General features: G+C 63.7%; 13 protein-coding genes and 2 pseudogenes. 10 read left to right on the forward strand and 5 right to left on the reverse strand.

Annotated elements, in window-relative coordinates; all coding sequences use genetic code 11:
- The 3 genes from JWP83_RS01680 to JWP83_RS01690 all read right to left on the reverse strand — a co-directional run.
- Positions 1 to 795: alpha/beta hydrolase (locus JWP83_RS01680; protein ID WP_297725152.1), on the reverse strand; the 795-nt coding region annotated here is incomplete at its 3' end.
- 350 nt (positions 796 to 1,145) lie between these two features.
- Complete coding sequence (locus JWP83_RS01685; protein WP_297725154.1) at positions 1,146 to 1,991, reverse strand: patatin-like phospholipase family protein; 846 nt, start codon at positions 1,989 to 1,991, stop codon at positions 1,146 to 1,148.
- Between the two features lie 103 nt (positions 1,992 to 2,094).
- Positions 2,095 to 2,838 (reverse strand): SDR family NAD(P)-dependent oxidoreductase, encoded by a 744-nt coding sequence (locus JWP83_RS01690; RefSeq protein ID WP_367185565.1) that lies wholly within the window; start codon positions 2,836 to 2,838, stop codon positions 2,095 to 2,097.
- A gap of 154 nt (positions 2,839 to 2,992) precedes the next feature.
- On the opposite strand from JWP83_RS01690, the gene JWP83_RS01695 reads away from it, so the two are divergent.
- Both JWP83_RS01695 and JWP83_RS01700 read left to right on the forward strand, forming a co-directional pair.
- Positions 2,993 to 3,619 carry a TetR/AcrR family transcriptional regulator gene (locus JWP83_RS01695; RefSeq protein ID WP_297725158.1) on the forward strand — a complete coding sequence of 209 codons (627 nt, stop codon included), beginning with the start codon at positions 2,993 to 2,995 and terminating at the stop codon, positions 3,617 to 3,619.
- Positions 3,595 to 3,825: pseudogene (locus tag JWP83_RS01700) on the forward strand (GMC oxidoreductase); the annotation flags it as partial. The gene JWP83_RS01695 and the pseudogene JWP83_RS01700, both read left to right, overlap by 25 nt.
- Before the next feature lie 61 nt (positions 3,826 to 3,886).
- On the opposite strand, the gene JWP83_RS01705 reads toward JWP83_RS01700, so the two are convergent.
- Positions 3,887 to 4,606, reverse strand: a complete 720-nt coding sequence (locus tag JWP83_RS01705) for a hypothetical protein (protein ID WP_297725160.1) — start codon at positions 4,604 to 4,606, stop codon at positions 3,887 to 3,889.
- 531 nt (positions 4,607 to 5,137) lie between these two features.
- On the opposite strand from JWP83_RS01705, the gene JWP83_RS01710 reads away from it, so the two are divergent.
- The 5 genes and pseudogenes from JWP83_RS01710 to JWP83_RS01730 all read left to right on the forward strand — a co-directional run bounded on the left by JWP83_RS01710 (position 5,138) and on the right by JWP83_RS01730 (position 8,269).
- The gene (locus tag JWP83_RS01710; protein ID WP_297725162.1) at positions 5,138 to 5,254 is read left to right on the forward strand and encodes an FAD/NAD(P)-binding protein; all 117 of its coding nucleotides are present in this window, start codon (positions 5,138 to 5,140) and stop codon (positions 5,252 to 5,254) included.
- Positions 5,251 to 5,850: a sigma-70 family RNA polymerase sigma factor gene (locus tag JWP83_RS01715; protein ID WP_297725164.1), complete on the forward strand. Its 600-nt coding sequence runs from the start codon at positions 5,251 to 5,253 to the stop codon at positions 5,848 to 5,850. The genes JWP83_RS01710 and JWP83_RS01715 overlap by 4 nt, the downstream gene beginning before the upstream one ends.
- 8 nt (positions 5,851 to 5,858) lie before the next feature.
- Positions 5,859 to 6,185, forward strand: a pseudogene (locus JWP83_RS01720) (sigma factor-like helix-turn-helix DNA-binding protein); the annotation flags it as partial.
- A 452-nt stretch (positions 6,186 to 6,637) separates the two neighbouring features.
- Positions 6,638 to 7,783 carry an FAD-dependent monooxygenase gene (locus tag JWP83_RS01725; RefSeq protein WP_297725166.1) on the forward strand — a complete coding sequence of 382 codons (1,146 nt, stop codon included), beginning with the start codon at positions 6,638 to 6,640 and terminating at the stop codon, positions 7,781 to 7,783.
- A 12-nt stretch (positions 7,784 to 7,795) separates the two neighbouring features.
- Entirely contained in the window at positions 7,796 to 8,269 is a 474-nt protein-coding gene (locus JWP83_RS01730) for a VOC family protein (protein ID WP_297725168.1), read from the forward strand.
- A gap of 430 nt (positions 8,270 to 8,699) precedes the next feature.
- Here the strand turns inward: JWP83_RS01730 and JWP83_RS01735 are convergent, their stop codons facing one another.
- Positions 8,700 to 9,317 (reverse strand): TetR/AcrR family transcriptional regulator, encoded by a 618-nt coding sequence (locus JWP83_RS01735; protein ID WP_297725170.1) that lies wholly within the window; start codon positions 9,315 to 9,317, stop codon positions 8,700 to 8,702.
- Positions 9,318 to 9,442: 125 nt separating this feature from the next.
- Here JWP83_RS01735 and JWP83_RS01740 point away from each other — a divergent pair, with 125 nt between their 5' ends.
- The 3 genes from JWP83_RS01740 to JWP83_RS01750 form a co-directional block, all read left to right on the forward strand.
- On the forward strand, positions 9,443 to 10,396 hold the full coding sequence (locus JWP83_RS01740) for an SDR family NAD(P)-dependent oxidoreductase (protein WP_297725172.1): 954 nt from the start codon (positions 9,443 to 9,445) through the stop codon (positions 10,394 to 10,396).
- 279 nt (positions 10,397 to 10,675) lie between these two features.
- Positions 10,676 to 11,110: an MmpS family transport accessory protein gene (locus tag JWP83_RS01745; protein ID WP_297725173.1), complete on the forward strand. Its 435-nt coding sequence runs from the start codon at positions 10,676 to 10,678 to the stop codon at positions 11,108 to 11,110.
- A partial coding sequence (locus JWP83_RS01750) for an MMPL family transporter (protein WP_297725175.1) occupies positions 11,107 to 12,654 on the forward strand: 1,548 nt, incomplete at its 3' end. The genes JWP83_RS01745 and JWP83_RS01750, both read left to right, overlap by 4 nt.

The following is a 12,654-nucleotide window of genomic DNA, read 5'->3' on the forward strand; positions in this document are numbered from 1 at the left end:
CTGAAACAAAAAGCCGTGCGCCGAGTCCGGGTAAATCTTCAGGCGAGCTTGTGGAATCAAGCCTGCGAGTAGGAACGTGTAATGAGGAAGAATCATGGGGTCGCTGTCACCGTTGGCCACGAACACCGGCAGGTCGATCGCGCTAACTCGCTGCAGCACGCTGTGATTCGGAACTCCCCATGCACAGACGGCGTCGTACTGAGCTTGTCGGGTTTCCCACGTCGTGGGCAGGTCGCGGCCCTGTGTTCGGGAGAACATGCGCTTGAGGGCTTGCTGCCCGGCCTGCCGACTCGAGGCAGACGGGGCGTAGAACACGTCAAGCACCCCCTCGGGGTTTGTCTGGCGCGCGCCGACCGCTTCGATGACGTCGGGAGCCCAACCGTGCATCCCGGCGGCACCCTGGGGCGCCGAAGACGCCAAGATGACCCTCCGGAGCAGTGCTGGCCTCAACAGCGCCATTTCCTGGGCTACGAAGCTGCCGATGGAGAACCCCAGTATGTCGACCTGGTCGAACTCCATCGCGCTCAGAAAAGCGATGGCGTCCTGTGCCATCTGCTCGACGCGGTGCGGCGTGTTCCCGGTGGTGCCGCCGACCCCCACGTTGTCGAACGTCACGACTCGGCGAGACGACGCCAGCTCGTCGATCAGCGCCGGATCCCAGTTGTCCAGGTTCCCGCGGAAGTGCTGAAGAAGGACCAGCGGAACGCCGCCCTCGCCTGCATCCCGATACACATACTCGACGCCGTTGGCGGCGCTGACACTCTTGTTTGACAGCTCCGCGTATGTTTCGCCCATTGTCATCGCCCCAGTCGCTTGTGTGCTCGCCATCGCCATCGCCACCTCATCGAGACGCCGACCCTTCGACCGCCGATCAAAATGCGCTGTGGCGCGGCGAACACCTCCCCCAATTTCGGCTGCCAAGGGCGTCGCTCGCATCCTCCAGTGGACAGCGCACGCGGCCAGTCGCCGATCGACGGACCCGCGCGGCGTCAGAATGTCGTAGCGCAGGCCAGTTGTCAGTCAGGGTTGCCGTAGCTGGCGAACGCAGGCTGTCGGCCCGCACAACTGGTGCAGGAGCTCCATCTCCGAACGCGCCGCTAGCTGGTGCTCCCGGCGCGGGTCTGCCCGTCCGATAGCGTCCGTCACTAGCTGGCGCGCCGGCGCCAAGCGGCGCGGACCCGCTCGGCGGTGGCGGCGACTTGCCTGAGTCCGACCTGCCAGGCCGGCTTCCGAACCGCCCAGTCGCTCATGTTGGGGCCGAAGGCGTCCAGCGCCGCCTGGTCCGGGTTGATCGTTACAACAGTGCCTGCGCCGGTCGCGGCGAGTTCCTGTTCGAGTGGCTCGCGGGGGAACAGGTGCGCCAGTGGTTCGACGACGACCAGCACGTCGGCACCGGTGGCGACGTCGGCGTTGGTCCCGGACCCGATGCCGCCGTCCATGTACTGTCGCCCGTTGATAGTGATCGGCGGGAAGAGGCCCGGCAGGGCGCAGCTGGACGCTACTGCGGTCGGCCGCGGTGCGACGCCGGCCCGGTCCCAGACCTTCAGCTCGCCGGTCTCGACGTCGACCGCGGTGATGAGCACCTCGCGGTCCGGCCATTCGCGTGCGGTGATCAGCGTGCTCATCAGGGCGATGTGCGCCTGCTCGGTGATGGTCTCGGCGGCGAGCGCGACCCGGCCGACCTGGCGCCGGGCATCCGCCGGTTCCAGGCTGGGGTCGCGGAGTATGGCAAAGACCTCGGTCAGCCGACCGGGGTCCGCTTTGGGCGCGGGGCCGCTTTGATCGGTTGGGCTCGCAGGGGCGTCCAGCAAATCAAGATCCTGGCCGGTGGCGAGCATCGTGCCGACGATCGCGCCCGCCGAGGTACCGACGATCAAGTCGGCCTCGGCCAGGTCCACCCCTTCGCGACGCAGTCCGCTGACAAGCCCGGCCGTCCAGGCGGTGCCGACGGTTCCTCCCCCACCGAGGACCAGTGCCCGTGTTGAATTCATCCTGTTCAGCGTCTCGCATTCGAATGTTTTGTGAGCTGTGTATCGACCGCAAGGCACTTGGGTGCCTTGGGGTTTCAGTGCTGGAAGACCTCTGCACGGTTGGTCAGACCTGGACCTGTCCGCCATCGACGAAGTGCTCGGCGCCGGTGATGAACGAACTCTCCGGCCCGGCAAGGAAAGCAGCCAGCGCGGCAACTTCCTCGGGACGGCCCATCCGCTGCAACGGAAGTTGCGAGGCCATCACTGCGTGGAGAGCCTCTGTGCTCTGGCCGAGCCTGTGAGCTAAATTCTCGATCGCGGGTGTGGCGATGGGGCCGGGGGTGATGACGTTGACGCGAACCCCGCGCGGGGCCAACTCCGCGGCCCAGGTCCGGCCGAGACTGCGCACGGCTGCCTTGGACGCGGCGTAGCTGCCCATTCTGGCGGTACCTTGATGAATAGTGGAAGACGCCAGCAGGATCACCGACGCTGGCTGAGCGAGCAGCGGCAGCGACTTCTGCACGGTCAGCAGGCTGCCCTTGGTGTTCACACCGAAGACGTAGTCGAACTGCTCCTCCGTGACGTCCGCGAGAAGCGACCCATCGCCCAGTCCGGCGTTGGCAACGACGACGTCGAGTTGTCGTCCGTCGCTGCGGATGCCTTCCATGACTCGGTCGAGGTCGGCGGCCTGCGACACGTCGCACGGCACCGCGACCGCGTCCGGCCCGATTGCCTCGGCCGCGGCTTCGAGGTCGTCCTTGCGCCGGCCGGTCAGGTAGACGCGGGCGCCGTCATCGGCAAAGCGTTTGGCGATCGCCCGGCCGATACCGCTGGAGGCACCGGTGACCAGGGCTGTCTTTCCGTTCATGGGGCGCATGGCACCCATCCTTTCGAGATAACTATGTCGTTTGCGCTGCTCGTAGCCGTTACGCGACGGGCAGGACGGTCGATTTTCTTGACCGCCTCGTCCATAACGTAGTCAATTCTGGACGAGGTAGTCAAGAAATTGGTATCGTGAGGCCATGGCGCGACCCCGAAGCTTTGATGACGGCGTGGTCCTGCGCGCTGTCAGGGACCAGTTCTGGTCGACCGGTTACGCGGCAACGCGGATCGACAACATCGCCATGGCCACCGGGCTGGGCAAGGGCAGCCTCTACGGCGCCTTCGGCGACAAGCACCAACTGTTCCTGCGCACCTTCGACGACTATTGCGCCGGGCTGATCGAGGCCGTGCGCCGGGCGCTTGACGGCCCGGATGCCGGCGCCTTTGAACGGCTGCGCGGGCATGTGCGGGCGGTGGCGAACGCCGCCGCCTCGGACGCGTGTCTGCGTGGCTGTCTGCTCGCCAAGGGCACCGCCGAGCTGTCGGAGCAGGATCCGGCCGTCGCCGCGACGGCCCGCCAGACGTTCGCGACCATCCAGGAACTGCTTTCTTCCTGCATCGCGGGAGCACAGCGGGCGGGCGACATCAAGCAGCACGCGGACCCCACTCGGCTTGCCGGGCTCCTCCTGGCCGTGCTGCGCGGGATCGAAGCGCTGGGCAAAGGCGGAAGCAGCCCCGATTCACTGCGCTCGATCGCCGAAACCGCCTTGGCTCTCCTGCCCCTGCCGTCTAACGGCCACGGCGCTTCGTCCGCGATGCCGTCATGACCTACTGGCACCAAACCGGTACCGCCAAGATGGGCCAAGGCGCCATGTCGGTGGTCGACGCCACCCTGAAAGTCCATGGAATAGAACACCTTCGCATCGCCGACCGCTCGATCATGCCCCGTGTGACGACCGGAAACACCATGGCCCCCTGCGTAATCATCGGCGAACGCGCCGCCGAAATCCTCCAGGCCGAGCACACGCTCTGAAATCGCTCAAGGAAGGAATACGTCTGGCCGACAGATCAGCCCGTTGCGATCTCTTGCCACTTTATTCAAACCGCACCTCGCTGAAATCGATTGCGACCATCAGCATTTCCGTGATCGGCCGACGATCGGGTCCGCGCGTGTAGGCGCGCCGCTTGGTCGGCAGACTTATGCCGTTCGCCACCACATAATCCGAAGTCAGCTGCGCCGCTCCAAAACCGCCTGCGATATTCACGCTGTAGTCATGGCGGCGCAGCCTCAGATCCTCGCCGAAGAAAAAGTCTTGAACGAGGCTGTGCGTTTCGATCGAACCAGGAAAGTATGCGCGCAACACGCGCCACGTCTCCGTGCCCTCCCTCCAGCTCTCTGTTTCCTCGACCTGCACGCCATCCATCGCCAGAAGAAATGGCGTGTTGAGATAGGTCCATACGGCTTCGCCATTGAAATAGGCACGATGGAGCGCGTCCCAAGGCGTGTTCATTTGGTGGCCCGCGAACGAGTCTTTGGGCGCACGGCGCTCCGCAACTACTGTGCCATCGAGCTTCTGGATGGCAATCCGATCTGGCGTGAAAATCGTGCGCTGATCGGGAGCCCCGTAAGGCGAGACTGACGAGCGTTCCTCGTGCAACCAAGCAGTCATGCGGCGCGGGCTTGGGTCCTGTGGCACTCCCTTGAGCGGAAACAAGCCGCCACCACTCGCAATCGTCGCGTCAACTTTTTTGTACCCATTCCAGCGATCCATGCCACCGTGGGCATCAAGAATTCTGCCAAGCAGTTCGTTCATCAGGTATCCCCTAACATGTCTAAGTCTGTCGATCACCTCGGTTGACCAGCACGCTAAGCCGGTTCGTTCTTTGTTGGCGGCGCTGCCAGTCTTGTTTGAAAGCTCCGTATTTCGCCTGTCGTCATTGTCCAGTCCCTTGTGCTTTCTGCCCGATCGCCACCTCATCGAGACGCCGACCCTTCGACCGCCAATCCGAACGCGCTGCGGCTCCGGCGAACACCTCCACCCAAATTTCGGCTGCGATGGGCCAAGGTCGCATCGGCCAGTGGCCAGCGCACCTGGCCAGTCGCCGATCGACGGGCCCGCGCGGCATCAGAATGACGTAGCGCAGACGAGTGGTCAGGTCGAAGGTGAACAATGCCGCCGGTCCACTCGCCCGGTGGTGGCGCACGCGCGGTGTCCGGTTATTCGACAAGGGTCGAGGAGCGGCATCCGACTCGACGCACGACTGACCACTCGCACTGTCCACAAGCGGATGCGAGCACCGGCTGAGCGAACAACGCTCGATGACAGTCGATTGAAGGAGAAATAGTGCTGCCCAACGAAGCTGAAGTGGTCGTTGTTGGTGGCGGCCCGACGGGCCTGGTGCTCACCGCGGCGTTGCGTCGAGCTGGTCATGATGTTCTGACACTGGACAAACACGCATGACCAACGCCGAGCTGAGCGCACGATTCGAACGCGACGCCATCCCGCTGCGGGCGCCGCTCTACCGCAGGGCCCTGCGCATGACTCACAATCGCGCCGACGCCGAGGACCTGGTTCAGGACACCATGATGTCCGCGTACGCCAGCTTCCGCTCGTTTCGGCAGGGCACCAACCTCAACGCCTGGCTACACCGGATCCTGACCAACACCTACATCAACGACTACCGCAAAAAGCAGCGGCGCGCGGCGCAATATCCGACCGAGCAGATCACCGACCAGCAACTGGCGGCCAACGCGGCGCACTCCTCGACCGGGCTGCGCTCGGCGGAGGACGAGGCGCTCGACACGTTGCCGGACAACAGGATCAAAGCTGCAATGCACACCCTGCCCGAACAAATCCGCGTGGTCGTGTACTACGCCGACGTCGAAGGTCGCCAACACCGCGAGATCGCCGAAATCATGAACAGCCCGCCAGGAACCGTGAACTCCCGGCTCCACCGCGGACGACGCCAACTGCGCAGCATACTGAACGACGTCGCTGAACCCGCAAGCGCTACTACAACCCGACGCGCGAGATCGATTTCATGCGACGCGGCATAACCGGGCACGGTGAGCCTGAGCGCACCGGCCCCGACCAGGTGAATGCCGCACTGGTCCGGCGACTGATCGGCGACGCGCTCGCGCAGTTGTCCGGCGAGCACCGCGCGGTGATTCGCCGCTCGCACTACTTGAGGTGGACGACGGCGCAGATCCCCGACGACCTCCATATTGCCGAATGCACCGTGAAGTCGAGGCTGCACCTCGCCCTGCGAGCGCTACGGCTCACACTCCAACGACAGCCCACCCGCCGCGCACTGGACAGCCCGAGCATGCGACGTCGATCGCCCGGGTGCTGGATCCTGTCCCCTGCCGCTGGCGACATTTGGGAAAGATGACCTCAGACGCAAGCCTGGCCTGGCAGCTAGCTGATGCGGCTTCCCCATGCCTGATCGCTGGTGAGCGCGCGATGATTTTCGTCCAATTGGGTTGCGGCGAAAATCATCTGGCTACCGAGAGGATCCTCGCCGTCGTGGTACGTGAAGGTTTCCCACTGCCTGCAGCGCTGCTAACGACGCTGACAACCTGGCTGGACCTCTACGTTGGAACGCCAGAGGAACGAAGACTACGAGCTCTGATCGCGCGTGTTAGGCCACACGCGACTTGAGCGGCGACCGCACCAGTGAAGCGCGGCTCAGCAGAACCCCTCCACCGCGGTGTCCGGTTGTTCGACAAGGGTCGGGGAGCGGCATCCGACTCGACGACGACTGACCACTCGCACTGTCCATAAGCCGATGCGAGCGCGGGCTGAGCGAACAACGCTCGATGACAGTCGATTGAAGGAGAAATAGTGCTGCCCAACGAAGCTGAAGTGGTTGTTGTTGGTGGCGGCCCGACCGGCCTGGTGCTCACCGCGGCGTTGCGTCAGGCTGGCCATGATGTTCTGACACTGGACAAGCAGGAGGAAGGGGCCAACGCGTCTCGCGCAGCGGCGATCCACGCGAAGACCTTGGAGGTCCTGCGGGAGCTGGACGTCACCGACCGGTTGATCGCCGAGGGCGTTGTAGTACCGACGTTCACGTTTCGCGATCGCGACAGGATCTTGACTCGACTGGACTTCTCCTCGCTGCCGACCCCGTACCCGTTCGTGCTGACGCTGCAGCAGTATCGGACCGAGAAGATCCTCACCGAGCGCATGCATGCTCTCGGTGGGCAGGTGATGCGTCCCTACAGCGTCGCGGGTGTCTGCATCGACGCTGATGGCGCCGAGGTCGAAGTGGACGGCCCAGATGGGCGCGAAGTGGTTCAAGCGCGCTACGTCGTGGGCGCCGACGGCGTCTCCTCAGTGGTTCGGCAGAGCGCCAAAATCGACTACGCCGGCGGGACCTATGACCAGTCGTTCACCCTTGCCGACGCCCGGATCGACTGGCCGCTGCGCTTCGATGAGGTGCAGAACTTCTTCTCCCCCGCGGGCATCGTGGTCAGCGGACCGTTGCCCGATAACCAACGCCGCGTCCTCGCGACGGTCGACAACGCACCCGAGATCATCGACGTCGACTTCGTTCAGCACATCCTCGATGAGCGCGGCCCCACCGGAGCGCGGGTCAAAGAACTCACTTGGTCATCGCAATTCCATGTCCACCACCGCATCGCCAGCACCTTCCACCACGGACCGGTGTTTCTGGCCGGCGACGCCGCCCACGTGCACAGCCCCGCCGGAGGCCAGGGCATGAACCTGGGCATTCAAGACGCGGTCGATCTGGCGCACACCCTGTCCGCGTCGCTCAACGGGGCCAAACACGCCGATCTCGACGGCTACGAAAAGCGCCGCCGACCGATCGCCCGCGCCACCGTCATTTTCACCAATCTGATGACCCGTGCCTCGATCGTCGACAACCGCCCTGCCCAACTGGTCCGCAACGCCGTGTTCTCCCTGATCGGCGTCCTGCCACCGGCACGTAAGCAGATGGTCCTGCACATGTCCGAACTCGCCTGAAACGACCTCACAATGACAGCACCGCGCCTCAAAGGCCTACATCACGTCAAACTGCCGGTCAGCGACCTGGACACCAGCCTGACCTGGTATCGGCGAGTGTTCGACGCCGAACACCTGAGCCAGTTCGATCACTACGATGGCGCTGGCGCCCGCTACGCCGTGATCCTGCAGCTGCCCGGCATCGACATCCCGATCGAGCTGCGGTGGGCCCCCGATGCCGCCACCGCTACCGCGGGCTATGACCCGGTCAGTTTCGTGGCCGACGACATCCAGGCCTGGAGCGATCGCCTCGACGCGCTCGGCATCGAGCACTCACCCGTCATCACGGCCCTCGCAGGTCAATTGCTGATATTTCGCGACCCCGACCAGACATTCCTGCGACTGCTCACCTTGCCGGAAGGTGGCATCCAGGCGATCGAGATGAACCGCGACGCGGCCGAGCCCGAAGGCCCCTGGATCGCGCCCGACATCATGAGACACCCATGAGACGTGAACTGGCGACGACGTGAAGAAGACAGCGCACGAACGTCTTTAGACTCGCGAAATCTTCACCCACCACGCAACGGAAGTGAGAATTGCCGGTGCGCAAGAAAACGGACATGCGCTCGCAGCGATTGGTTGTCACCACCTGCCACGTCCGACTTTGCTAATCCCTCGTCTTTCTCGTAATGCGTTGAACGCCTTTGTGTTTAAGGCCGTGCCGAAAGCCCACCGAAACCGGTGGCGCAGCCGCGTGGCGGTGTCACGTTAAGCGGACTTTTTCGGCTGGCCTGGGTCAGGCGGTCAGATTAGGCAATTGGTTTGTTGGGCCACTTCGATTGAAAATGCGCATCAAAGACGCAGCAGGCGTTCGGCGTTCGCATGAGCCATTGCCGGCTTGGAATCGCCGTCGATGTGCGCAGTCTCCACCCTTGTGTCACGTGGGGCAGATTCGGTCGATGAGATTCGTCCACCCGGTTTTAAGTCGTCGGCGGTTACGGTCGATCGCTGGCTTGGAGAGCTCGGCGGCTGTGAGTTGTAGCAGTAGCGGGCCGTCTAAAGCGGCGGTGAGTTGAATCGCAAGGATATCGAGGTCTGTTACGTCTGGGCAAATTTGACCGAGAAGCATTCGGATATGGATGCGAGAAAGGGGGCTTTCATGTCCGATGGGCACAGGCTGACCGCCGTCTAGCGAGGCTCGTGCGATCTCGTGGTTGTCGAACAGAAAGTGCACTCGGGCATGCCCGTAGGCGATCAACCGATCTCTCGGCGGCGCCCCGGGTCCCAATGGTGGCCTTCCAGACATCACCGCTAGTTGCAGACCGCGTTCTTCCTCGTCGAGCAGGGCCTGGAAGATGCCTGCGCGGCTACCGAAGCGGCGAAATACGGTGCCTTTACCCAGACCTGCGCGGGCAGCGAGGCCGTCCATAGTGACCTTTGCAGCGCCCACTTCAGCCATGAGTTCTTGAGCCGTGCGCAACAGTTGGCGCCGGTTACGTGCCGCGTCAGCACGTTCACCATGAGGCGTTGGCGGGGTCAGCGCCAGCTGGTCCATGCAGGAGACTTTACGGGATCGACCTAAGCGGGGTATAGTCCGCTTATTGGCCCAGGGTCTGGACCACCCCGCAGCATCTTCGGTAGCACCGGGCCGAACTGCGGCCATCCGAAAGGCAGGCAATGATGAACCGACCATTGAACGCTGGCAAAGTCAGCATTCGTCCGCAGTCGATCGACGAGCTGGACCTGTCGTCCAAGAGACTCCTCGTCATCGGGGGTACCAACGGCCTTGGGCGGGCAATCGCTGGGCTCGCCTTGGCCCGCGGCGTCGATGTCACCGTCGTCGGCCGCACTTTGCGCGAATTTCCGCAAGGACAACCGAAATTCGTGCGGGCTGACCTGTCGTTGATGGCTGACGCATTGCGGCTCGGAAAGGACCTCGCGGTCGAGGACGTCGACGTGGCGCTTTTCACTGCCGGCATCATCGCCGCTCCAACGCGTGAGGAAACCGCCGAGGGCATCGAGCGCGACATGGCAGTCAGCTTCCTCAACCGGGTAGCCATCCTCAAAGGCATCAGCGGCCGCCTCGGAATCAGACGTCCCGCCGATGCGCCCCAACCCCGCGTATTCGTCATGGGCTCACCAGGCAGCGGCCAGCTCGGAAATCCCGACGACCTCAACTCAGAGTTGAGATATAAAGCCATGGCAGCCCACGCCAACACCATCGCCGGCAACGAAGCCCTCGGGTTGGGCGCCAACGGGATGTTCCCCGGACCGGCATACTTTGGCCTTGGACCCGGGCTCATCAAGACTGGCATCCGCGAAAACTGGATGGGCCGCAATGGAAGCCTGTCCTACCGACTATTCGAGGGCGCCATCGGCTTGTTCCTGCAATCACCAGACCAATACGCCAGACGCATTGTCCCCTTGCTGTTTACGCCGGAGCTCAACGGCCGTAGCGGCACACTGTTCAACCGCAAAGGGCATCCCACTTCCCCAAGTAAAGGTTTTGGCGCCTCGTATGTCACGCGCTATGTGATCGCCACGACCGAACTCCTGAACCGCGCCTTGGCAAGTCACGATCAGCAACGCGCGGACGCAGATGAGCGAGGCCGAAATCGTCAGCCATGGGCGTGAATACAGGCATCGACAGCAGAGCCCTCGCCGCGCAATGTTCTTGTTACTAAGAAACGGGAGTGATCAGATCCTGTCTGAGACCGCGGCTACTGACAGGGCCAGGGCGGCGAGCAGACCAGCCTGCGATGAGGTAAAGCACTCCTCGTCGCGGAACCCAAGTTCCGTCTGATCGGGGATATCGCGCCGCGCGGGGTCGTCGAGTGCGTGCTGCTGCGCCCGACCGCCCACACTCGATGGACACCATGGCGGCCGGATTGCTGAAAGGGCGGGATATACACGGTGTTTCGAGTGTTCAAGAAGGTGTGGATGCCGCTGCTGCTCGTGGTCGTGGTCACGCTCGGTGCCTACGCGATCGTTCGCATCCGAGACACGATGGGAGCCAACCGGACGGCGGCGGCTGCGGAGGGCAATAGCGACAACACGAAGCCGTTCAACCCCAAACACATCGCATACGAGATCACGGGGTCGGGGGGCAGCGTGAACGTCGATTATCTCGACGAGAACGGGCAGCCTCATCGCGTCGACGCTGCGGCGTTGCCGTGGTCCTTCACGATCGTCACGACGTTGCCGTCGATGTCGGCCAACGTTGTCGCTCAGGGCGATCGCGGAGTCAACGGTCTTAGGTGTCGCGTAGTCGTCGACGGCCAGGTGCGCGATGACCGCAGCGCCGACGAATATCAACCGTTCATCTACTGCCTGGTGAAATCCGTATGAGCAACGCGCACTCCGCGCCACGCCGCCCGATCGTCCCCCGGCTGATCCGCGTCCTGTCGATCCCGATCATCGTGTTCTGGGTGCTTGTCGCGGTGGGCCTGGGCCTGCTGGCTCCGTCTCTGGACGCCGTCGCGGACAAGCATTCGGTGTCGCTGGCGCCGCGGAGCTCGCCGGCATTTCAGGGCATGATGAACATCGGTCACGTGTTCAAGCAGTTCGATTCGGATTCCACGGCGATGGTGGTCCTGGAGGGGCAGGACAAGCTTGGCGACAGCGCGCACGGGTTCTACAACCAGATCGTCACGAAGCTCCACGCGGACCGGGGGCACGTGGAGAACGTCCAGGACTTCTGGAGTGACCCGCTGACTGCCGCGGGCTCACAGAGCCCCGACGGCAAGGCCGCCTACGTGCAGGTCTTCCTCGTCGGTGCTCAGGGCACGAGCCCCAGTCACGAGTCGGTGGCCGCCGTGCGCGACATCGTCGCCTCCGTACCTGCGCCGTCGGGAGTCAAGGCCTACGCAGCCAGCAATACCGTGCTCAACGCGGACACCAGCGTCGCCGGGCACAAGAGCCTCAAGCTGATGGCGTTGGTGTCGATCGGCGTCATCGCGGTAATGCTGCTGATCGTCTACCGCTCCATCGCGACCACGATTCTGGCATTGCTGACCGTGGGCATCGAACTCTTCGCGGCAGACGGGGTGACGGCCACCGCAGGCAACTTGAACATCATCGGTCTGACGCCATACGCGGTCAGCATGATCACCATGCTCGCCATCGCCGCGGGCACCGACTATGTCATCTTCCTGCTGGGCCGATATCACGAAGCCCGAGCGGCCGGCCAGGACCAGGAGCAGGCCTACTACGCGGCGTATCACGGGGTGTCGCACGTGATCCTGGGTTCGGGGCTGACCATTGTAGGTGCCCTGATGTGCCTGACCCTGTGCACCTTGCCGTACTTCCAGAAGATGGGTCTGCCGTGTGCGATCGCGCTACTGGTCGTCGTGGCCGCGGCGCTGACGTTGGCGCCGGCGATCCTGGCCGTGGCATCCCGGTTCGGGTTGTTGGATCCCAAGGGACAGCTGTCCACGCGTGGTTGGCGCAAGGTCGGCACCACCGTGGTTCGTTGGCCCGTGCCGGTCTTCCTCGTCACCGTGGTGATCGCGATCATCGGATTCGTCAGTCTGCTGTTCTACGTTCCGCAGTACAACGACGAGAAGTTCACCCCCGCCGACATGCCGGCTAACGTCGCCATGGCCGCCGCCGAGCGGCACTTCTCCCAAGCCCGGATGAACCCCGAGTTGCTCATGCTGCAAGCCGACCACGACCTGCGCAACCCGGCGGACATGCTGGTCATCGACCGGGTCGCCAAGAGCGTGTTCCATCTCAACGGCATCGAGCGGGTGCAGACGATCACCCGACCGCTCGGGTCGCCGATCGAGCACAGCTCGATCCCGTTCCAGATCGCCATGCAGAATTCGGACACCCTGCAGATGGCCAAGATTCAGAACGACAACACCGCGCAGATGCTCGAGCAGGCCGACGAG

It is taken from the genome of Mycobacterium sp., from assembly GCF_025965855.1.
Lineage (GTDB): Bacteria > Actinomycetota > Actinomycetes > Mycobacteriales > Mycobacteriaceae > Mycobacterium.